This window comes from Luteolibacter sp. (genome assembly GCF_039920825.1).
Lineage (GTDB): Bacteria > Verrucomicrobiota > Verrucomicrobiia > Verrucomicrobiales > Akkermansiaceae > Luteolibacter.
The window spans coordinates 24,080-47,756 of sequence record NZ_JBDSCX010000080.1 but is presented as its reverse complement, the minus strand read 5'-3'; the positions used below and the strand labels follow the sequence as shown (position 1 = coordinate 47,756).

At 59.3% G+C, this 23,677-nt stretch carries 11 protein-coding genes; all 11 read left to right on the top strand.

Going from position 1 to position 23,677, the window contains the following annotated elements:
• Positions 1-1,207: 1,207 nt before the first annotated feature.
• The 11 genes from ABIQ96_RS23080 (at position 1,208) to ABIQ96_RS23030 (ending at position 23,506) form a co-directional block, all read left to right on the top strand.
• Positions 1,208-2,458 (top strand): glycoside hydrolase family 88 protein, encoded by a 1,251-nt coding sequence (locus tag ABIQ96_RS23080; protein WP_348217011.1) that lies wholly within the window; start codon positions 1,208-1,210, stop codon positions 2,456-2,458.
• A gap of 53 nt (positions 2,459-2,511) precedes the next feature.
• On the top strand, positions 2,512-2,913 hold the full coding sequence (locus tag ABIQ96_RS23075; protein ID WP_348217010.1) for a hypothetical protein: 402 nt from the start codon (positions 2,512-2,514) through the stop codon (positions 2,911-2,913).
• The gene (locus ABIQ96_RS23070) at positions 2,910-5,471 is read left to right on the top strand and encodes a glycosyl hydrolase 115 family protein (protein WP_348217009.1); all 2,562 of its coding nucleotides are present in this window, start codon (positions 2,910-2,912) and stop codon (positions 5,469-5,471) included. The genes ABIQ96_RS23075 and ABIQ96_RS23070 overlap by 4 nt, the downstream gene beginning before the upstream one ends.
• A 72-nt stretch (positions 5,472-5,543) precedes the next feature.
• Positions 5,544-6,272: a rhamnogalacturonan acetylesterase gene (locus tag ABIQ96_RS23065; protein ID WP_348217008.1), complete on the top strand. Its 729-nt coding sequence runs from the start codon at positions 5,544-5,546 to the stop codon at positions 6,270-6,272.
• Positions 6,273-6,460: 188 nt separating this feature from the next.
• Positions 6,461-7,840 carry a glycosyl hydrolase family 28 protein gene (locus ABIQ96_RS23060; protein WP_348217007.1) on the top strand — a complete coding sequence of 460 codons (1,380 nt, stop codon included), beginning with the start codon at positions 6,461-6,463 and terminating at the stop codon, positions 7,838-7,840.
• A 172-nt stretch (positions 7,841-8,012) separates the two neighbouring features.
• Positions 8,013-10,976 carry a DUF4982 domain-containing protein gene (locus ABIQ96_RS23055; RefSeq protein ID WP_348217006.1) on the top strand — a complete coding sequence of 988 codons (2,964 nt, stop codon included), beginning with the start codon at positions 8,013-8,015 and terminating at the stop codon, positions 10,974-10,976.
• On the top strand, positions 10,973-11,665 hold the full coding sequence (locus ABIQ96_RS23050) for a hypothetical protein (RefSeq protein WP_348217005.1): 693 nt from the start codon (positions 10,973-10,975) through the stop codon (positions 11,663-11,665). The genes ABIQ96_RS23055 and ABIQ96_RS23050 overlap by 4 nt, the downstream gene beginning before the upstream one ends.
• The gene (locus ABIQ96_RS23045; RefSeq protein WP_348217004.1) at positions 11,641-18,498 is read left to right on the top strand and encodes an autotransporter-associated beta strand repeat-containing protein; all 6,858 of its coding nucleotides are present in this window, start codon (positions 11,641-11,643) and stop codon (positions 18,496-18,498) included. The genes ABIQ96_RS23050 and ABIQ96_RS23045 overlap by 25 nt, the downstream gene beginning before the upstream one ends.
• Positions 18,499-18,849: 351 nt before the next feature.
• The gene (locus ABIQ96_RS23040) at positions 18,850-19,356 is read left to right on the top strand and encodes a sigma-70 family RNA polymerase sigma factor (protein ID WP_348217003.1); all 507 of its coding nucleotides are present in this window, start codon (positions 18,850-18,852) and stop codon (positions 19,354-19,356) included.
• Complete coding sequence (locus ABIQ96_RS23035) at positions 19,353-20,906, top strand: hypothetical protein (protein WP_348217002.1); 1,554 nt, start codon at positions 19,353-19,355, stop codon at positions 20,904-20,906. The genes ABIQ96_RS23040 and ABIQ96_RS23035 overlap by 4 nt, the downstream gene beginning before the upstream one ends.
• Before the next feature lie 122 nt (positions 20,907-21,028).
• Positions 21,029-23,506, top strand: coding sequence for a LamG-like jellyroll fold domain-containing protein (locus tag ABIQ96_RS23030; protein ID WP_348217001.1), 2,478 nt, complete (start codon positions 21,029-21,031; stop codon positions 23,504-23,506).
• Positions 23,507-23,677: the final 171 nt, after the last annotated feature.

Sequence of the window (23,677 nt, the reverse complement as noted above, 5' to 3'; positions counted from 1 at the left end):
ATGGAAGCCATCTGGATCGTTCTTCACTACGGGGCACAGGCCCCAAGCTGATTGGAACCGCCCTGTACGGAGCCGTACGCAGGGTGGTGTGGGACCCGGGAATTAACTACTCCCGGGGACCCGATTCTGAGATTCTGATTCTTCGGTAGTGTAGGTAGTAGAGCGAAATACTTGATCCTATGCCGAAAAGTAAGACGAATCCAAGTATCGGCAGGAACACTTCTAAAGATGTCGCAGCCACTACACTGCTAGTGCTAGTAAGAACGAGTGGTAGAATGGGTAACAAAATGGCACAAACCACAGCTGTCTGACGGGAGGATGTCTTGCTGATAATCAAACTTCCCGGAATCCCCGCCAGAATCTGAATAAAGAGCGCGAGCGGTAGTAGAATATAGTAGTCGGGAACCTCTCCGCCAAAAAAGGTTCCCGTGGCTGGTTTCCTTTGTGTAGTGACGGCCCAAAGATGCTCAACTAAGAGTGCGATTGCAGCCGGCACGAAGTATGGAAATGTGAGAATGACGGCGATTCGCTTCATATTTCTGCAGAACAGTGAATTCCGTCTGAGGAGGATGGATACGTTTGCGAAGGAACTCAATTGAAATCTGTTGGAGACACTCCCGATGGATTGAAACTCAAGGAGGTGGAGAATAGCTTCAGGTTGGTTGAGGCTTTGGATACGACCATGGTCGTCTGTGGTTGCAGAAAGGGATACGCGGGGTGATCCCAGGCTGACTTCTCGGATGATCGCGGTCCGGCGGGTTGATCGACCAAGTCACCGGCAGGCATGTGGGCGGGTTGCTTCCGATCCGGCAGACAGGCGCCAGCTGACCTTTCGGGTTGCTCGACCGGTGGCGGGTAGATTTGCGGCAGGGGTAACATCTCAGCGGTGGAATTCATCGCATCGCCTGCCCGGGAACGCCGCGAGATCACTGCCGACATATAACCCGATTGAGTGTCCTCCTATTGAGGAATGGACGAGGAAAGGGATGTATCGGAAAGTGTGGCACCTGCACCGCTCTGGTGCTTGCCGACAGCCAAACGATTTTCCGGATTAATGGGTTTTTTCGGAATGGGCGGGCTGCCGATTGAAAAGTCGGCAGCCCAATTCCCTTCCCCGTCAATCCGATCGATCCGCACCCGCCCCAATACCCATCCTTTGATGCCTCTGAATTTTCCCGCATTTCACGCAGTCTTCCCGACGCCATTGATGAAACCCTTCCCCCTTTCCTCCTCGCCTCCCAATGACCTGCTATTCCGCCGTCTTCCTCCGGGTGGAATTCGTTCCGTTCGCCGGTTTGCGTTCGTCGCGCTAACAGCACTTGCGATCGGCGGCCGTGCTGCAGCCGATCCCCTCCCCGCCAAAAAGGACATCCTGAGCGAGATGGAGCGGGCGAACCACCACTTCATGGCGGAATGTTCTGTTCCGGGGAGCAATGACGGCTTGCCCGGAAAACGCCCGAGCAACATCTGGACGCGCGCTGTCTATTTCGAAGGAGCGCTCGCACTTCACCGGATCAACCAGGACGCCGCTATCAGAAAATACGCAGTGGGTTGGGGTGATTTCCACAAGTGGGGATTTCGCAAAGGAGACGCCACCCAGAATCCGGACGACCAATGCGCCGGGCAGGCATACATCGAGCTCTATCAAATCGATACTTCGAAAACCGAAAGACTCGCCCCGATCCGGGCCAATCTGGATAACTGGACGAAACAACCGAAGCTCGATTACTACACTTGGATCGACACCTTGCAGATGTCGATGCCCTGTTTCGCGAAGCTCGGAGTGATCGACAAGCAGCCGGCCTACTTCGACAAGATGTTCGCGCTGTATGACCATGCCAAGACGACACAGGGTCTTTACAACCCCAAGGATCGGCTATGGTGGCGGGACGCGAAGTTCAAACCTCCGTTCACCACACCTAACGGCAAGCCGTGCTACTGGTCGCGCGGCAATGGCTGGGTCGTCGCCGCTCTCGTCAGGACATTGGAAGTGCTTCCCACGGATGATCCCCATTACGCGGAATACCTTCAGATGTTGAAAGACATGTCCGCAGCTTTGCTGCCCTTGCAGCGAGCTGACGGATTCTGGAACGCGAACCTTGCCGATCCGAATGACTTCGGCGGGCCGGAGACCACCGGCACGGCGCTCTTCATTTATGGAATGGCCTGGGGGATCAATAACGGACACTTGCCGGCGGACACTTATCTTCCCTCCGTCGTCAAGGGCTGGAACGCCATCACCGGCAAAGCCCTGCATCCGGACGGATTTCTCGGTTTCGTCCAAGGCACGGGCGACAAACCGTCCGATGGACAACCCGTGACTTACGACTCCGTGCCGGACTTTGGAGACTATGGTCTCGGTTGTTTCCTACTGGCTGGCAGCGAGGTCTATCGTCTTGATCCAACGCATCGCGACCCGGAAGGGGCGCGAACTCCGACATCGCCCGCTGGAAAGTGATGCCGGGCGAATATCGTTAGATCCATGTGAGCCTCTGAGACAAAACCCTCAATATGACCCGGATCCCTCCCATCCTCTTTACCACCCTCGCATGCATGTTGGCTGAAGGACAACAAACCGCACCGGCCGTCGCTATGAAAGGCAGTGCGGCCGCCGCGCCAGTTTCCGTTTATCAGGAAAAGGCCGGGGGTTTCACCCAATCACCGAATGGAGATGGGTCGTTCAAATACATCCCCGCGCGCGACGCCGGGAGCGACGCGAATTTCCACGCACCGGGCTTCGACGTCTCGGATTGGAAAAAGATCTCCGTGCCTTCGAATTGGGAGTTGAACGGGTTTGCCGAGCCGAAATACGCGCTCCTCATGCCTCTCGACGACGCGTGGCCGGCGGCGCTCACCCACCCCACAGCCGCGAGCGAAGTATTCCGCCCCTTCTATCAAAGCTACGATCAATGATGTCTCTTCGTAACCTATCGGCATGCATTGCCATCGTTCTCCTGACGTTCGGTTTCTCGGGACGCCTTCCCGCCGCGGTAGAACTCATCGATTCTTCCAAGGCCGGATCACCGGGCTTTCCGCTGGCCGCCGGAGGGATGGCAGCTCCCATCATCCTTCCTCCTAACGCGCCGGAAGTGGTAAAAATCGCCGCGGGAAATCTCGCTGACGACATTGCCGCGGTTTCCGGCATGAAACCGGAAATTCTCGCCTCCGCTCCTGCGGATAAAAACCGCCCGCGCGTCGAATTGGTGCTCGCTCCCGACCTTGCGGGCAAATGGGAAGCTTTCCGTATTTCGGCGAAGCCGGGCGTGCTCACCATCGCCGGATCTGATAGACGAGGTCTAGCTTATGGCATCTACGAGGTTTCCAGCCGCATCGGCGTCTCGCCGTGGAATTGGTGGGCCGATGTGCCGGTGACACGTCGTCCGCAGCTGACTCTATCAGTCGGCAATGAGCCGGTTGACCAACCTGCGGTGAAATACCGTGGCATTTTTATCAACGACGAGGACTGGGGCTTGGAACCCTGGGCATCCAAAACCTTTGAGCCCGAGGTCAATAACATCGGTCCGAAGACTTACGCCCGTATTTTCGAGCTGCTTCTCCGCCTCCGCGCCAACTGCATCTGGCCCGCAATGCACCCGACGACCACGCCCTTCCATCTGGTTCCCGGCGATGCCGCCACCGCGGACAGATATGCCATCGTCGTCGGTTCAAGCCACGCCGAGCCGATGCTCCGCACCAATGGGGACGAATGGAAACTGCCGGAAAAGGATTTCAACTATCTCACCCACCGCAAGGAAGTGCTCGCTTATTGGGAGGAACGCGTGAAAGAGCGCGTCTCGGGCGAAAGCCTTTTCACCATCGGCATGCGCGGTATCCACGACAGCGCCATCATTGGCCCAAAGTCCGAACCGGAGCGCGTCGCCACATTGGAAAAAATCTTCGCCGATCAGCGTAGTTTGTTAGCTCGGTATCTCGGCAAAGGAGATCCAACCCGCGTCGGCCAGATTTTTTGTCCCTACAAGGAGGTTCTCAGCACCTACGACGCCGGGCTCAAGGTGCCGGACGACGTGCCCATCGTCTGGCCGGACGACAACTTCGGCTACATCCGGCGCTTCTCCACGCTCGCCGAGCGCAAGCGGTCCGGTGGTCTCGGCGTTTACTATCATGTCTCCTACAGCGGCCTGCCATTTTCCTGGCTGTGGGTGGACACCCTGCCGCCGGCGCTCACTTGGTCGGAAATGACCCGCGCCTACGAGCAAGGAGCTAACAGTGTCTGGATCGTCAACGTCGGCGACATCAAGAACACGGAACGCTCCGCCGAGTTTTTCCTCGATCTCGCATGGCACGCCGATCGCACCACCATCGATGCGCCCGCACGATTCATGCGCGAAACGGCCGCCCGCGACTTCGGCAAGGAAAACGCCGAGGCAGTGGCGGACATTCTCACCCGTCTCCAGGCGATCAACTTCGCCCGCAAAAACGAACATCTCCAGTGGCACGCCACTTTTGAACCCTACAAGCCCACCGAACTCAACGAAGCCGAGATCGCGCAACGCCTGAAAGCCTGCGCCGAACTGCTGCGCGACAGCGACACACTCGCCAACCGCCTGCCGTCTAACAAACGGGATGCCTACTTCGAATTGGTCGGCTATCCGGTAGCCATCACCGCGGCCGCCAACGAGCGCTACTTCCGTACAGAACTTGCCCGCGCCGACGAAGCCCGAGGCCGCAATCCGAATGAGAACCGCGCCGCTGCCGCCGAGGGACAGAAACACATCACCCAGGCCACCGCGCGCTACAACAATGACATCGCAGGTGGCAAATGGCGCAACATCGTGACTGAAAACGGCGTCTCGCCCAAGGAATGGCAACGCTTCCAGCGGGACACGAAAACCGTTCCACCCAACCCGGCCCTCGATAACGTCTGTCCTCCCGCTCCTCGCGAGCCAGGTCCGCTGCCCCGCCCTAACGGCGCACGCCCAGGCGATTTTGTGGAACGTGATAAAGTGGTTTCCATTGACGCCGGTCACTTCACCGAACGGAAAGATCTGCCCAATGGCGCAGGTTGGCGTGTCATTCCCGGTCTCGGTCGAACTGGTTCCGCCGTCACGGTATTGCCCTCAACCACTGCGATCTCGCCCGGCTTCGCGCCCAGCCTGAGTTACCGCTTTCATATCGCTAACAGCGGACCCGGCAAACTCCACGTTCGCCTGCTGCCGACGCATCCGCTCGTCACCGGTCAGGGACTGCGCCTCGCTGTCGCCATCGATAGCGGCCCGCCGATTCCACTCGCCGTGACTGAAGGTTTCGATCCCAAGAGCGACGGATGGAGTAAACGCGTCCTCGCCAATGCCACCGAAATCTCCGCGACACTTCCCAAACCACTCACGTCCGGCGCCCACACGCTTCACCTGATCGCCGTCGATGCCGGAGTAGCGGTGGACAAGATCGTCATCGATCTCGGCGGACTTCTCCCCTCTTACGACGGCCCAGCCGAAACCCGCGTTCCGTAGTGCATCAACCATTTCCCTGTGATGACTCCCATAATACAACATCTCAAACATTCATTGTCCCAAACACCCTTCATGAATCATCGCAATCTCGTCCGCTTCTTTGCCTTGGCGGCGCTCTTTGTTTCAAAAGCACTCGCCCAGTCGCCTCCAGCAACAGTTATTCCTTCGCGCATCGTCATCATCGGCGACTCGACTGTTTGCGAATATCCCGCCGAGCGCCCGGACCGCGGGTGGGGGCATTTTATCGAAGAAAGTTTCAAAGACGGCACGGTCAAAGTCATCAACCTCGCCGCGGCCGGACGCAGCACCAAGACATTCATCAAGGAAGGCCGCTGGCAGAAGGCTCTCGATGAAAAGCCGAACTACGTGTTGATCCAGTTTGGCCATAACGATTCCCATGCTCCGGAAAAACCCGAAGCCACCGACGCGGCGACCGATTACAAGGACTACCTCCGTCGCTACATCGATGAGTCGCGCGCGATCGGAGCAATTCCCATTCTGGTGACGCCGATGGTCCGCAGAACATTCAACCCGGACGGCACGCTCAAGGACGAACTCCAACCCTACGCCGATGCAATGAACGAAGTGGGAGCGGAGAAAAAGGTCCCCGTGATCGACCTGCACGCATCGAGCAGGAAACTGGTCGAACCACTCGGCCCTGATACCAGCGCGGAAATGGCTAACAAAAAAGGCGACTCCACCCACTTCAACGAGAAGGGCGCGCGCGCGATGGCCGATCTCGTCATGAAAGAGCTGCCGGCCGCCGCACCGAAACTCAAGGAGCATTTGAAAGCCCCGTAGAGAGGGTGGAATAGGATACGGACCTGCCCGCTGATAGACGTCTCCGCCGGATGGGGTTAACCCAAGGCGGGAATAGACGGGAGACAGGATTTAACGGACAGTGTAAGTTCTTCCAACGCCGTCAACCCGTCCTCCCTCCCTCAAGCGACCTTTTGATCCGTGGCCTATCAACATTGGATATTTTCTTTATGTCTCATTTCAAAATCAAATTTCAAAGATCACTCGCCACGATCACCGTCCTTTTTCTTACAGCTTTGCCGGCAATGGCGGCGGCCTCCGGCAAAGTGATCGATGCCACCAAAATAGGCGTGGTCGGCGATGGCACGACGCTCAATACCGTCTCCATTCAAAAAGCGATCGACGACTGCTCTTCCGCCGGAGGAGGAACGATCTCCTTCCCCGCAGGTCACTACCTAACGGGAACCATCGAGATCAAAAGCAACGTCACCCTGCGCTTTGAGAAAGACGCCACCTTGCTCGGCAGCACCCATGTTGCAGACTATCGCAATCTTGATCCGTTTATCGACGGCAGCGGAAACCCGCTGGGCCACGCGCTGATCGTCGCCATCGATGCGGAGCATGTGGGCATCGAGGGCGCGGGCACCGTGGATGGACAAAGCCCCAAATTGAAGGCCGGTCAGAAGGAATACACCATGCGCCCGTTCCTGCTGCGCTGGGTGCGTTGTTCCGATGTTACTGTCCGCGATGTCCACCTCACCAATCCGGGCGCGTGGACGCTGAATTTCTATCAGACCAAAGGCGCGCTCGTCGAAGGCGTGACCATCCGCTCGCGCGACTTGGGAATACACAACAACGACGGCGTCAACATCGACTCCAGTGAAAACATCCGGATCCGCGGCTGTGATGTGGTCAGCGGCGACGACGCTCTGGTCATCAAAGCGACCAGCAGTTCGACGCCGAGCCGCGATATCGAAGCCAGCGACTGCAAGCTCTCGAGCCGCACCAACGCGATCAAGCTCGGCACGGAAAGCATCGGCGGTTTTCAAAACATCAAGGTTTCCAACTGCCGGATCACCAATACGAAGATGGCGGGCATCGCCCTTTACGCGGTCGATGGTGCGGACCTGCAGAGTGTCTCGATCAGCGACATTACGATGGATGGGGTGATCGTGCCGATCAGCATCCGCCTTGGCGCCCGCCTGACATCCTTTCGCGAGGGAGATCGTCCGAAAACCACCGCTGGAAAACTGCGCGACGTGACGATTAAAAACGTAAGTGCCGAAAACATCGGAATGATCGGCATGCTCATCAACGGAGTCCCCGGCCACCCGGTGGAAGCGCTCACGTTGGAGAATATTCAATTGGAGCTGCCGGGAGGAGGAAACGCGAAGGCGGCGAAAGTGCGTCTATCGGAAAAAGAGGACAGCTATCCCGAATTCGACATGTTTGGAAAAACCATGCCCGCCTATGGCATCTACGCGCGGCACGTGCGGGGCATCAAACTCGACAACGTGCGGACCACTTCGCTCAACCCCGATGCTCGGCCGGCCACGGTCTTCATCGATGTCGAAGACGTGACGCCCGCCGACTTCGCCACTGCCAAATAAACCTCCCGGGCACAGGATCCGGCGTTTGAATCGTTCCGGACTCGTCAGGGCCATATCGGCCTCCGTTTCCCATTCCGCGCCGCCCACGTCCTCCTTTTCATACTCTGTTTGGGGGACGAGCCAAAATCCCCAAATGGATTAACCTATAAGCCGTTCTTTGATCTCTTCCTCGATGATCCGACCTATTTTCTCAACGCTGGCGCTGCTTGCTATCGCCACGTCTGTTCACGCCCAGCAAACCGCTTCCCCGCGGACGAAATACAATTTCAACTCCGGTTGGCTGGTCAAGGTGGCCGATGAAAAGGGAGCGGAAGCACCAGCATTTGCGGATACGGACTGGAAAAAAGTCACGCTGCCCTATGCTTGGAACGAGGACAGCGCTTTCAAAGTAAGCATCGACGATCTTCCAACCGGCGTCGCGTGGTATCGCAAGCACTTCAAGCTGCTCCCCGATTCGGTGGGCAAGAAAGTATTTCTGGAATTCGAGGGCATCCGCCAGGGCGGCGAGTTTTACCTGAATGGAGAACTGATCGGAAAGAGCGTCAACGGCATCATGGCCTTCGGCTTCGACATCTCCGACAAAGTGAAGCCCGCTCCTCAGGAAAACGTGCTCGCCGCGCACATCTCGAACTCGTGGGAATTCCGTGACACGGAGAAAAATTCACGGTTCCAGTGGAACGACAAAAACTTCTACGCCAACTACGGCGGGATTAACAAGAACGTCTATCTGCATGTCACCGACAAGCTGTACCAGACGCTGCCGCTTTATTCCAATCTCGGGACCACAGGCGTTTACGTTTACGCGCAGGATTTCGACATCAAGGGCAAGTCCGCGAAAATCACCGCGGAAGCGCAGGTGAAAAACGAGTATGCCGAGCCGAAGAAATTCAGCTACGAGGTGACCATCACCGATGCCGACGGGAAACCAGTGCAGACGATTCAAGGCGGCGAGCAGACACTCGCTCCGGGCGAGACCAAATCCGTTAGCGCGAGTGCGCGGGTTTCCAATCTGAACTTCTGGAGCTGGGGTTACGGCTATCTCTACAACGTCGCGACGACGCTCAAGGTCGGTGGCCAGCCCGTCGATACCGTGGTGACGCGCACCGGCTTCCGCAAGCTGGAGTTTGCCAATGGCATGGTGAAGCTCAACGACCGCGCGCTGCAATTGAAAGGCTACGCCCAGCGCACCACCAACGAGTGGCCGGCCGTCGGTCTATCCGTTCCGGCTTGGATGAGTGATTTCAGCAACGGGCTGATGGTCGCGAGCAATGCCAACCTCGTGCGCTGGATGCACGTTACGCCGTGGAAGCAGGATGTGGAATCGTGTGACCGCGTCGGATTGATGCAGGCCATGCCCGCCGGGGATTCGGAGAGAGACGTGGATGGCCCGCGTTGGCAGCAGCGGGTGGAAGTCATGCGCGACGCCATAATTTATAACAAAAACAACCCGAGTGTCGTCATGTATGAGGGCGGCAATGCCCAGATCAGCGAAGACCACATCGCCGAACTCAAGGCCTTGCGCGACCAGTTCGATCCGCACGGCGGGCGCGCGTCGGGTGCCCGGGAAATGCTAGGCAGCAAGATCGCCGAATATGGTGGCGAGATGCTTTACGTCAACAAGAGCGCGCACATCCCGTTCTGGGCCACCGAATATTCTCGCGACGAAGGCCTGCGCAAATACTGGGACGATTGGACACCGCCCTATCACAAGGACGGCGACGGTCCTGACCACAAGGGCGAGTCCGCGGCGAGTTACAACCGCAACCAGGACTCGCACGCCATCGAGAACGTGGCGCGCTGGTATGACTTCTGGCGCGAGCGCCCCGGCACAGGCACCCGCGTCAACGGCGGCGGCGTGAACATCGTTTTCTCAGACTCCAACACCCATCATCGCGGTGCGGAAAACTACCGCCGCAGCGGCGAGGTGGATGCGATGCGCCTTCCGAAGGACGGTTTCTTCGTCCATCAGGTGATGTGGGACGGCTGGGTGAATGTCGAGAAGCCGCGCATCCACATCATCGGCCACTGGAACTACGAGGCGAACGTGAAGAAGCCGATCAATGTCGTTTCATCCGCAGACAAGGTGGAGTTGTTCGTCAACAACCAATCCAAGGGCTTCGGTGATCGGAGTTTGCAGTTCCTGTTCACTTGGAAGGAACTGCCATTCCAGCCAGGCGAGATCAAAGCCGTGGGTTATGATACGACTGGCAAGAAGCTTTGTGAAACGTTCATCAAAACCGCAGGCAGTCCGGCTGCGATCAAGCTGACTGCACACACCGGACCTAACGGCCTGAAAGCCGATGGCGCCGACATGGCGCTGGTGGACGTGGAAGTCGTCGATGCGCGGGGTAACCGTTGCCCGACCGCATTGAACCGGATCAAGTTCGACCTCCAAGGTCCCGCCGAGTGGCGCGGTGGCATCGCCCAAGGACCTGACAACTTCATCCTTTCCAAGGAGCTGCCGGTGGAATGCGGTGTCAACCGCGTGATTGTTCGCTCGCAGCCGCAGGCAGGAAAAATCGCGCTAACAGCAATCTCGGCTGGTTTGAAGCCAGCGAGCATCGAGCTGGTTTCCATTCCTGTGATCACGGTCGATGGTCTTGCCAAAGCCATGCCGGATGCCGGACTCGCATCCCATTTGGATCGCGGCCCAACGCCCGCCGGAAACTCCATCATCCCGACACGAAAATCCGTCCGAATTGTTAGCGCCACGGCGGGATCAAGTTCCGGACAGGCCGCTCAGGCGTTCGACGACAATGAGGAAACCAATTGGAAGAACGACGGCAAGCGTGCGACCGGATGGATCCAATTCGAGCTTGAGCGTGCCGCCAATGTCAATGAGGTGGAACTCAAACTCGGCGGCTGGCGCAGCAAATCCTACCCACTCCGCATCACGGTGGACGGCAAGGAAGCCTATCAAGGCACCACACCGAAAAGCCTCGGCTACGTCACGCTCCCGCTTAAACCCACGCAGGGCAAAACCGTTCGCATCGAGCTCATCGGTGCCATCGACGAGAAGGACGGCTTCGGCATGACCGAAATCACCGGGAAAAAACTCAACGACGCCGAAGCCGGCAGCGCGAAAGGCGCGTTGGAAATTGTCGAAGCTGAAATCTACGAACCGATCACCCGATGAAATTGGAGGTCAAACGCATTGGCATTCGTATCGCCGCAGCCCTGCTGGCTTGCGTGGCGGTGGCCAGCGCGCACCGGCCGTTTGAAAGCAGTGCGATCGCGCGGTTGGATCACGAAGGGCTTGAGTTGGTTCTAACGATGTCGGCCGAGCTTGCCGGGAAGTTGATTGACCAACCCATGAGAAGTTCGGCGGGGTTCGAGACATTCCGCCCGCAATTCCTGAAAGCCGGAGCGGAACTTTACGAGGTGACGACCCACGGCAAACCGGTGCCCCCGGACCGGGTGTTCTTTAAAGAGAAGGAAGGGGAAGCCGTTTTTTCCGTAATCTATCCGGTGGTGGATAGCGCCGGCCTGCGTTTCCGGGCGGCGTATCTGGAAAAGCTTCCGCTGGGTTATGCCGGTTCCATCGAGCTGCTGGGAGAAGGAGAAACTCTGTTGGGCCGCCAACCGATGCTGAAGAAAGGCGACACGCAGAACACGTTCTCCGCGGCCCCCCCCTCCCCTCCGGCAGGCAAGTCGGTTGAGCCATCACTAGTCCGTATTGCGCCAGCGCAAGCCGGCATCGCTCCGGAGCGCCATTTGTTTTCCATCATCAGCGTCGCTTTGCTCGTGCTGATGTTCGTCTGGCAATTCCAGAGATCCCGCTATTCAAAGAACCAGTCTCCATGCATTCATCCATTCGATCGCTAGCATTCCTGTTGCTTGCCCTCGTTTTCTCATTCACCACAGCCTACGGGCAGCGGCAGATGGAGAAACTCGGGCGCGGCGTCGTCGCCATCCGCACCAGTACCAGCAGCAGTTCCACCGTCTATATCGGCTGGAGGCTGCTGGGTAATGATCCCGAGGATGTCGCTTTCAACGTCTATCGTTCCGCCAACGGAGCAGCTGCGGTCAAGATCACCGCGACACCCATCACCGCGACGACGAACTATACCGACACGCCGCCCAGCATCAACACCACGGAATACGTCTACTCCGTTAGGACGGTGCTCAATAACGTGGAGGTGGCGGATACTTGGTCAAACCTTGCAAGCGGGTCATTCAAGTTGCAACCCTTGCGGGCGAATACAACGGCCGCCCAGCAATACGTCCCGGTGGCCATGCAGCCGACGCCGGATGATGCCGCGGCCGGTGTTTCCTACGATGTGAAATTCTGTTGGGTCGGCGATGTCGATGGCGATGGAAACTATGACTTTATCGTGGATCGCTCCAATCCCAACATCGAGGCGAAGCAGTGGCTTCAGGCTTACAAAATGAAATACGATGGCACCGGCAGCACCCTGCTCTGGCAGATGGACATGGGACCCAACAGCATTGACCATTACAATATCACGCCAGGCTCGTCATCGATCGGCATCGGCCACGGCGACAACGTCACGGTCTATGACCTCGACGGCGACGGCAAAGCCGAGGTGATCGTGCGCACGGCCAATGGCGTCGTCTTTGCCAACGGCACAACCCTCACCGCTCCCGACAACGAGGTACAATACATCTCGATCATCGATGGATTGAGCGGAGCGGAAAAAGCCCGCGCCACGGTGCCGATCCCCGCCGCTTGGCCGACGAAAACCCACGTGAACGGCCAGATGGGCATCGTCTATGCGGATGGGATCAGGCCCTCGATTTTTTTCCACCCTTCCAACAGAAACCCCGATCAAAGTTTCAACAAGGACGCGGTCACATGGGATTACCGCAATGGCGTCCTGACGCAACGCTGGCTCTGGCAGGAAAGCGGCCACACCGCCGAGGCCCATGGAATCCGGCTCGCGGATGTGGATAACGATGGGAAGGACGAGTATGTCGATATTGGAAACGTCGTAAAATCCGATGGCAGCGGACAGATCAATGAAAACGTCCTAACCGAGGTCGTCCATGGCGACCGCTTTCATGTCACTGATATTGACCCCGATCGCCCTGGTCTGGAGACTTATCTTATTCAACAAAACAACGGCAATGGACTGGCCACCGCCTATCACGCCGCTGATAAAAGCTCAGTCATCAAAAAATGGTATGCGGGCGATGTCGTGGATGTCGGTCGCGGCACGGTCGGCGCGTTTGTCCCCAATCTCCAGGGCTTGCAGTTTTTCTCAACGCAACCGGGCGTGTTCGACTGCAAGGGAAACCAGATCTACGCCGACGGACCCTTCCCTCCCGAAACGATCTGGTGGGACGGTGATTTGGGGCGCGAATTTCTTTCCACGATCGGCAGTTCGGCGACCAGTCCGGGGATCGACAAATTCAATACGACGACCGGAGACACCGGGCGGGTCTTGAGCCTCTACAGTGATACGGCGGCTCCGAATTCCCCCTATAACAACTACATCGCCTATGGCGGACGGCCGCAGTTCTGGGGCGATATCCTCGGCGATTGGCGTGAGGAAATGATCTGTGCGGCCACCGACAACTCGGAGCTGCGCATTTACACGACCAAGACTACCGACGTTGCCAAGACGAGCGGTGGAGCGCCTTTCCGGATCTATACCCTGATGCACAATCCGCAGTATCGCATCCAGACGACCACCAAGGGCTATGTTCAATCGAGTTATGTCGATTACTATCTCGGCTACAACATGACTCCGCCACCACCGCCGCCGATGGTGGATGCGAAGCTGGTTTGGAAAGGCGGAGCGGGAACTTCGACTTGGGATGGCGGCACCACCGCGAGCTGGCTGAACAATGGCGCAAGCAGCTCCTATGCGGATGGCGATACGGTACGCTTCGACATAAGCGGAAACAATACCACCGCAGTGACGCTTGTCGGCACGCTGCAACCGGGCGCGCTAACGGTTTACAATCCCTCGGATTACACCTTCACCGGCGCCGGCACCTTCGCGGGCACGATGAAAATGACCAAGGCCGGCGCGGGTGCGCTGGTGCTTCCTAACACACATACCTTCACCGGAAAAACCACCGTCTGGGACGGCGCGCTGGTGGTGAACGGAAATCTGCAAAACAGCCCGGTAACCGTCTGGGGCGGCACGTGGGGTGGAGCGTTGGCCGCGGGAAAGACCGGCGGTCGCATCGCGGGCACCGGGCAATTCAGCCAGCTCGTCACGATCAAATACCGCGGTGCGATCACGCCCGGCACCGGCATGAACAATGCGGGCACGCTGACTTGCGCCGGCGGCCTCGCCGCCGAGGACGGCGCGACATTCGCACTCGATCTTTCCGACGATCCCACGGGCGTGACCAAGGCCAACGACCGCATCGCCATCACGGGAAGTCTCACGCTAACAGGCACCGTGAAGATTGTCATCAACCCGCTGAACACGAAGCTTGCGGCGGGTACCTACACCCTTGCCACTTACACCGGCCCCCTCACCGGCGGGCTCGCGAATCTCGCCGTCGTAGTGCCCGTCGGCACGCCCTACACCTTGTCGGCCAGCGGTGGTCTGATCAACCTAACTGTTCCAGTGACACGTGCCGTAGCGGCGGTGACCTGGCGGGGCGTCGGCGGAAACTGGGATCTATCAGCCAGCCAAACGTGGTTAAAATCCGGTTCACCCGACGTTTTCGTATCCGGTGACACGGTCACATTCGACACCACCGGCGCGGCAAGCCCGACCGCCACCCTCACAACCGTGCTTCCGGTCGCGGGCGTGACCGTGAATTCCAGCACGGACTACACTTTCGGCGGCGCGGGTTGCATCGACGGCACCGGCGGTTTGACGAAGTCGGGAACCTGCACGCTCACCATCAACACCGCCAACACCTACACCGGTCCGACCGTCGTCAATGGCGGCGTGCTCGCGGTCTCCGCATTGGGCGATGCGGGCAGCCCCAGTGCCATCGGCGCATCGGCTGCCGCAGCGAGCAATTTCATTCTCAACGGCGGCACCTTGCGCCTCACCGGTTTGCAGACTAACATGAACCGAAATTCCACGCTCGGCGCGTCCGGCGGCACCTTCGACATCACCAGTTCCATCCAGATCAGCGGTGCCATCGGTGGCAGCGGCTCGCTGGCCAAAGTGGGAACCGGAACCTTGTTGCTCGCCTCCGCCAACACCTACACCGGCGGCACCGTGATCAATGGCGGAAAAATCTATCTTGCGGGAACCGCGGCCAACACCAGTGGTCTCGGCACCGGCACGGTGACGATCAACAACGGCACACTCTCCATGGCCGACGTCCAAGCCAGCGAGACTGCCGCTTGGAATATCCTCGTCCCCGCGGGTGCCACGGCGCGTCTCGAAGCGGACGGACGCTGCAGCCTAACGGGCAGCCTGACCGGCAGTGGCGACTTCACCTATTTCACCCCGTATGTCCGCTCCGATTTGAAAGGCAACTGGTCCGCCTTCACCGGCCAGATCAACGTGACGGGTGTTGGCGGCGGCTCCGGCTGCGACTTCCGCATCGCCAACTCGTTCGGCTTCGCCAACGCGGCAATCGACCTGGGCAGCGATATTTACGCCTATTACAACCTCACGATGGGGAGCAATCTCACCTTGGCCATCGGCGAGCTTTCCGGCTCGGCAGTCGCATCCTCACTCAGTGGCGGTCCGTCCTCGGGAAAAACGCTCACGTGGCAGATCGGCGGGAAGAACACCGACTCCTCCTACGCCGGAATGATCAAGAACAGCACCGGTCCCACCGCCCTAACGAAAGTCGGCACCGGCACGCTCACTCTTGCACCCGCCACCACTATTTCCAGCACGACGGTCTCCGCCAGCACCGCGGCCACGCTCGCCAGCACTTCCGCCTTGCGTGTCGGCATGTTCGTGACCGGCTCCGGCATCCCTGCGGGCACCACCATCGCCGCCATCCCGAATGCGACCACCATCACCCTTTCCGCCGCTGCCACCGTCTCCGGCACCGCCAACCTGATTTACCGTTTCGGCCACTCCTACACCGGTGCCACCACCGTCTCCGCCGGTAAACTCGTCCTCACCGACGCCATCCTCGCCGGCACCAACGTCACTGTCGCTTCAGCCGCAGGCTTTGGCGGCACCGGCTCGATCACCGGAAACGTCAGCTTCAGCACCGGCTCGGTTCTCCTTGTCAACCCGGCTGCCGGTCCGCTCGCCATCACCGGAAACCTGACACTCAGCGGAGCCGTCACCGTTTCTCCCCTCTCCGGGGCGATCCTAACTGCTGGCACTTATCCGCTCTGCACCTACACAGGCACCCTCACCGGCACACCGTCCCTCTCATGGTTAGGCCAGGGTTACAACGCCACCTTCAATACTTCCGTCGCCGGTGTGGTGAGCATGACGCTCGTCGACATCGCCCGGCCCCCCGGCGACATCGTCTGGAGCGGTGCCACCAGCACCGACTGGGATACCTCCACCTTGAACTGGACCTGGACCGGAGGCGCCACCCGCTTCCTAACCGACGACAGGGTCCGCTTCGACGACACGTCCGCCGTCACCACCATCACTTATGCCGACAGCCTATCTCCCGCGTCGGTCACCGTTGCAAGCGTCCAAAATTATACTCTCTCGGGCGCGGGTGCCATCTCCGGAGCCGCCACGCTCACCAAGTCCGGTAGTGGCACGCTGACTCTCGCCAGCAGCGCTAACAACTACACCGGCATCACCACCATCAGTGGCGGAACATTGATTTTGGGTTCGAACGTCAGCTTCGGCACCGGCGGCATTGGCACCGGCGGCATCACTTTCGAGGGAGGGACGCTCTCCCACGCCTATGCGACGGGAAACACACTGACCTATTCCAATACCCTGTTCGTGGACGCGGGGCAGAGCGGTGCTATTTCCACGCCTAACCGGTTCCGTTTGAATGGTGCCGTGTCGGGCGCAGGCACCCTGAACATGACCATCGCCACCACCGTCTCGCGGGCGGATTTCCAGAACAGTTTCACCGGATTTTCCGGCAATTTCAATTTGACCGGAACCGGCAGCATCCGTGTGGGCATCAACTCGCTCGGCAGCAGTCAGCCTTTGTTCGATGCCACCGGGTGGGCGAACACCACCCTCGGCGTTGATGGGGTCACGGTGTCGCCAACCGTGACCTCCGCGAAGACGATCCTGATCGGCGCGTTGACCAGCACTGGCAACGCCGGCACCTTGGGAGCGGGTAGCGGAGCCAAGGCGACCTACTCCGTCGGCGCAAAAAATCTCGCGACGACTTATGCGGGTAAAATCAGCGGGGCCAATGCAGCCCTAACGAAAACCGGCTCCGCAGCACTTACCCTCGCCGGAGCGAACGACTACACCGGAGCCACCACGGTCTCCGCCGGATCTCTTCTTGTTACGGGGTCCCTCGGTGCCACTGCGGTGACCGTCGCGACGGCGGCCAAGCTCGGCGGAAGCGGAACTATTGGCGGCGCGGTCACCTGCAACGGCACGCTCGCGCCCGGAGCTTCGATCGGCACGCTCACCTTGACCAGCGGTCTCACATTCGCATCCACCAGCACGCTCGATTTCGAACTCGGCACCAGTTCGGACAAGGCGGCCGTCACCGGCAATCTGACCCTTGACGGCACGGTCAACGTCACCGCCGCCACCGGATTCACCGCCGGGACCTACACCCTTGTTAGTTATACCGGCACGCTCACCAACAACACGCTCATCGTCGGCACCCTGCCGGTGGGATACACCGCCACGGTCAACACCGCCACGGCGGGTCAGGTGAAACTCGTGGTCGTCTCGACCAATACCGCTCCGCAAATTTCCGCCGGTCCCGCCGCCTCCCCTGCCAGCGTCATCACCACGACCACCAGCCTCTCCGTCACCGCCACCGACAACGCGGGCGAAGGAAACCTCGTTTACTCGTGGACCTCCACCGGTCCGGCTTCCCTCGCGTTCTCACCTAACGGAACCAACGCCGCGAAAATCTCCACCGCCACCTTCACCGCCCCCGGCTCCTACACGCTGACGCTCACCGTCACCGACGCGGGTGGACTAACAGCCACCACGGGAACTCCCGTCACCGTGATCGCCACTCCCACAACGGTGAGCATCAGCCCACCCAACACAACCCTGGCGGTCGATCAAACCCAGACATTCGCCGCCACCGTGCGCGATCAATTCGCAACTCCGGTGGCGAACCCGCCCGTCACCTGGTCCGCCTCGGGCGGCGGCACGATCCATCCATCCGGCCTTTACACCGCCACCGTCACGGGAGGCCCATGGCAGGTGACCGCTACATCAGGGGCCCTATCGGCGAATGCAAATGTCACCGTCACCCCGCGTCTGTTTGCCAATTGGGAAACCTCGCATTTCACCCCGGCACAGATCCTCGCCGGAGAATCCGCACCGACTGCCGATCCCGACCACGACGGTCTCACCAATCTGGCCGAATACGCCTTGGGTAGCCTGCCCTACGCTTTCACGCCACAACCCACCGTAAGCCGGACAGCGACGAACATCACCATCACCTTCCAGCGTCCCGCCTACATTGGCGACGTCGCCTATCAGGCCGAGGCCGGAGATCTTGGCACATGGGAACAGCTCACCCCGGAAGTGCTCAATCCCGGCTCCGATCCGGAAACCGTCCGCGCCACAAAAACTCTCGGCGCACCCGCTCCCACCCGCCAGTTCATGCGACTCCGCTTCGTGAAGTGAATCCACGAAAGGTTGTCACAGCATCGGCGATAAATCTGCTAGAAATTGCGGTGAATCGATTTTCATTCGACCGGTTGCCAGCCGCCCTCCCTGGAAGCGCCCCGTCCGGTCGAGTGGCCGGTAGCGGGGCGTTTCTCTTCAGTTTCATGGGCGTGGAGAAGGGCTGTTTCTTTCTATCACAAGGCGGCCTCGCCCCCGGTTTCACGAAGTTTGGAGAAAAGCGACGGGCAGGCCGCCGGGCTGGTATCGTGTCCGAGAATTTTCACCCTCATTCTTCGTATTTTCTGCTAACCATGGTGCAAATGGCGTATTCCGTAGGATAACGTGGACTCAAAGGACCAAATCGAATTCGTGAAGCTGTTAACGGACCATCAGGCGATGATCCGGGCATTCGTGATCTCGCTGTTGCCCGGTGCTGCCGGCACAGACGACGTGATTCAGGAAACGAACGTCGTGCTGTGGACCAAGCGGGAGGAATTCACGCTGGGGACCAATTTCAGAGCCTGGGTGCTGACGATCGCCCGGTTCCAAGTGATGAAGCATCAACGGACCTTGAAACAGCGGCGGTGGGTGGCTCTGGAGGATGATGTGGCGGACATGCTGGCCGAAGATTTCGAACTGCTGCCGGATCCTGATTTCGCCCAAAAGCGGATCAGCGCGCTGAATACGTGCATCAGACAGATGCGATCCGTCGACCGTGAACTGCTGTTGGAACGCTACTGGCACAAGACCCGACTGGATGACTTCGCCACGCTGCACGAGCGCTCTTCGAGCGGACTGAAGGTGCAACTGTTCCGCCTGCGGGCAGCGTTGAAGCGCTGTATCAACGGGCATTTGGAAAGGGAATTCAGCCAATGATCCCCTTCCTTCCAACAAACCGGGAACTGGAGCAACTTTTCCAAGATCAGGAGGACGGTGTCATCGATCCTTCCGACCGGCTGCGGCTGATGAACCTGCTGCGGCACAGTCCGGCTTTGCGGCACGCTTACTTGGAACATATGGCAGTGGCCGCAGGTCTGCATGGGCTCGCCAAAGAGTGGGGGGAAAATCATGAACTGGTGCCCGTCCGGCAAACGAGGAAGATCTCGCGGTGGTTCTTGGCAACTGCTGCCGCCGCAGTGGTGGCGATTCTGGCGGTGTGGGGACTTTCCGGCAGGCAGCCGCAGAATTCCGGAACACTTGCCAAGGTGATTGCAGGAGCGGACACATCGTGGCGCTTCGAGGCTGGCGGCATCGGCGAAAACGGGGACTTTTTACCGGATACGAAGCTGGTGGTTGACCAGGGGACGCTTGAAATCATCACCCGGACACAATCGCGGTATTTGCTGCAGGGGGCTTCCGTTTTGGAAATCCACGACTCCTTGCACGCCAGCCTGACGGCAGGGAAAGGATGGTTCGACATGGCACCATCCGACAAGGGGTTCTCGGTCATCACCGGGCGATCGAGGGTAACGGATTTCGGCACGCGTTTCGGAATCGCGACCAACACCGGGACTTCGCCGGAAGAGCATGTCCAGGTGGGCTCGGGGAAGGTTCGGCTTGAGAGCCGGGCGCCCGGAGCTGCCGCACTGGACCTAACAACCGGACAGGCGGCATCCTCGGGTGCCGATGGACATTACCGGGTGGCGCCCTATCAGCCCGGTTTGTTCGTGGAACGGCTGCCGGGGCCGAAGATGATCCACTGGAGCTTCGACCATGAGGAAGGCGGCGAGTTCCCTTCGGACTCGGATGGCATCCAGTCGTTCACGATGAAAGTAAAAGGCTTCGGAGCGGCGGAAGCGAAAGCCGGGTTGCTAACAGGACGCTTCGGTTCCGCGCTGGATTTGCAGTCCGGCGATGTATTCGCGGAAAGCGATTTCCCCGGCATTTCAGGTCCGGGACCACGCACCGTGGCATTCTGGATCAAGGGCGAGGCGGTGAAGGGCAAGCTTACCAAAACCGGTGAACGTTATATCCCCTCCATCCTGACCTGGGGAGACCCGACCATCGACGGGGCGGCATGGAGCGTGCGGGTAAACTGTTATTCCGGCCCGGTCGGCACGCAATGGGGTAGACGTGGATTGGTAACCGCCGGGAAAAGCACTTTGCAAAAACCGCTGGACGGGGGATGGCACCACATTGCTTCGGTTTGCACTGGCAATATCGACGCGTCCCGCAGGCCGGAGATCAAGCATTACATCGACGGCAAACTCGTCCAGACGGCGAACAGGGACAATATGACCCGCATCAAGGATGGCCCCTCGGAAATTCCCGGTTCGAAGGTGAGGTTGAACTACGATCCGGCTGTCCCGGGTGGCCCATCGAGCGCAACCATCGCGATTGACGAGGTGTGGATACTGGCATCCGCCCTAACAGACCATCAGATCGAGGCCTTGTATCTGGCAAACGAAATTCCGGAGGAGAGGTAGGAGGTTTTCCCGCCACCCGGAAGTTCTTGGGAAATACTTTTGCGGAATCGTGCTAACCTTCCGGAAGGGCGGGTATTCCGTAGCAATCACGGCCTGAGATTACGAAGGCCAACGAAAACCCCATGAAAAAAAACCTGACTCTGATTCTGGGCGCATTTCTTACATTACCCGCGAGCGCGGGTGTCTACGCGCACTACAGTTTCGACACCGATTACACGGATTCGTCCGGAAATACTAACAACGGCACCCTGACGGATGTGGGAACCGTCGGCAATTCGGGCATCACGACGACGCCCGGCGCTTTCAAGTTCGGTGGTGGAGCGATGAATTTCAGCCCTGAAAAGGACTACATCGCCATTCCCTCCAAAACATTCTCCTCCGGGGCGGCGGCCGCCTATAGCTTCGCGTTCTGGGCGAAAAAAGCGCCTGGCGATACCGGCGAGGCCGCCCAGTTCGACATGGTGGTGGGGCAACGGGCCACGAACACATTTTTCATTTCACTAACTAACAATACCGGGGGGAGCACGAACCGGTATGGCCTCCTTTGGCGGAGTAACAGCACCACGGCTGCGGACCGCCAGGGGATCTTCACCACAACCGATGACACCGCGTGGCACCACTACGCGGTGGTCGCCTCCGGCACGACCGTCACCCTCTATGTTGACGGAGTCTCAGCGGGCACCGTCACGGGCAAGCAGGTAGGTTTCACTTTCGACACCATCGGCGAGGCCTATCTCGCAGCGAATGACTTCGACTTCAACGGACAGATCGATGAGATGTGGATCTTCGACGAGGCACTCACCGAGGCCAAGGTGACGTCCCTTTACAACAACAACGACCCGAACTCAACGTTCTCAGGGTTGCACCAGTCTTATAACGGAAACTTTTCCGACAGCAGCGGCGCGGGACATAATGGAACCGCTGCGGGAGGCGCGGCGATTACCACGGACCCGGCCGCCATCGCGTCCGGCAGCGGGGCGCTCGCCTTGGACGGGGAAGACGGAAGCTACGTGAGCCTGACCACAGGAAATCCTTACGGATACGGAGCCACCAATCCATGGAGCGTGGGCTGGTGGGCACGCCGCCAGGACATCGGCACCGACAAGGGAATGGTGTTGGGAGTCGCCGGCACCACGACGGATTTCATCTGGATGAACGATACCTTCACGGGTCTGAGGTTCCGTTCCTCAGCGAATACGAACTTTGAATTCACCATCCCCAAGGATACCGACCTGAGGCATTACGCATTGGTCGCTGACGGCGCGGGAAACCTGAAGCTCTACTTGAACGGACAATTCTCCGAACAGATCTCCGGCAATACGTCCTTCGCGTTCGACACCATCGGCAAGGCCTATCCGACATCTTCCCTTCACTACAATTTCAAAGGCAGCCTGGATGAAGTCCACATCTACAATTCCAGGTTGAGCGACATACAGGTGCAAACTCTCTATGATTCCGAAAAACCGGGCTCCACCACCCCGGCGATCACCAAGCTCAGGGTCTATCTGCTAGGCGGACAGTCCAACGCGGACGGGCGGGCGGATCCCTCCGCGCTGCCGACCGCTCCCGTGAACCTGCAGGCTCCACAGGCCGACGTTGACTTCGTCTACAAGGTGGAGGGCGGCACCGTCACCAGGACGACGCTGCGTCCGGGCCTCACTGAAACCAGTCAGTTCGGCCCTGAGGTGACCTTGGGACGGACGCTGGCAAACCAATGGTCTGGCGTTGCCGGCACGCGGGTGGCAATCATCAAATATGCCAATGGTGGAACCACTCAGGCGGTGGACTGGAAAGGGGGCGGCACCGCAACAACCACCGGAGACGGGCCGGAATACACCACCTTCCAGCAAACGGTGACCCAGGGGCTCGCGATGCTGGCGTCCGCGTATCCCGGCGCGACGATCAAGCTGGAGGGCATGGCATGGCTGCAGGGCGAATCCGACGCCGTCGCCTCTTATGCATCCGGCTATCAATCCAATCTAACCACATTCATCACCGATATCCGCGCAACGTACGGGGCGGAGCTGCCATTCATCATCTGCCGCCTATCATCCGGCCAGACGAACCTGAACGCGACCTATCTGAGCCAAGTCCGCGCGGCACAGGATGCGGTGGCGACGGCCGACCGGCGAACCGGCATCTTTTCCACGGAAGGTTTCGGATTGAACGGGGACGACCTGCATTTCAATGCGAGCGCGCAGCAAAAAATCGGCTCCGAGTTCGGCGATGAGGCTGTTTACTACCAATGGATGTCCCAAACCTTCACCGCGACCGAAATCAACAACGGCGTGGCGGAACCGGACGAGGATGCGGATGGCGACGGCCAATCGAACCACCGCGAATTCCTGAGCACGACGGATCCGCATTCGGGCACCTCGGCGTTTAGGGCGACATCTTCGACGGCGAGCGGTTCCAACACCCTGCAGATTTCCTATGCGACCACCACCACACGGACCTACAGCGTGGAACATCTGGTGGAAGCAGGGATGACTTGGGAAACAATCGTGCCAGCAGAGGTCGGCACCGGCGGAGTCGTCACCAAGGATATCACGAAAACCGCGGCGCGCGGAATCTACCGGGTCCGCTGCGGCATGCCTTGAGTGGCTTTGTGGGGCGATTTCTCCCGCAAGGGAGACGGAGTTAGAGGCCGTCTGAACTGGAGCCGATCCGCAAGGCGCTGATACCGCCCGCCCTCCCCAACAGGGCGAGCGGGCGATTCGGCACGAACGGCAACATTGGATCACCGACTTTCCCGCCACATCCATCTTCGA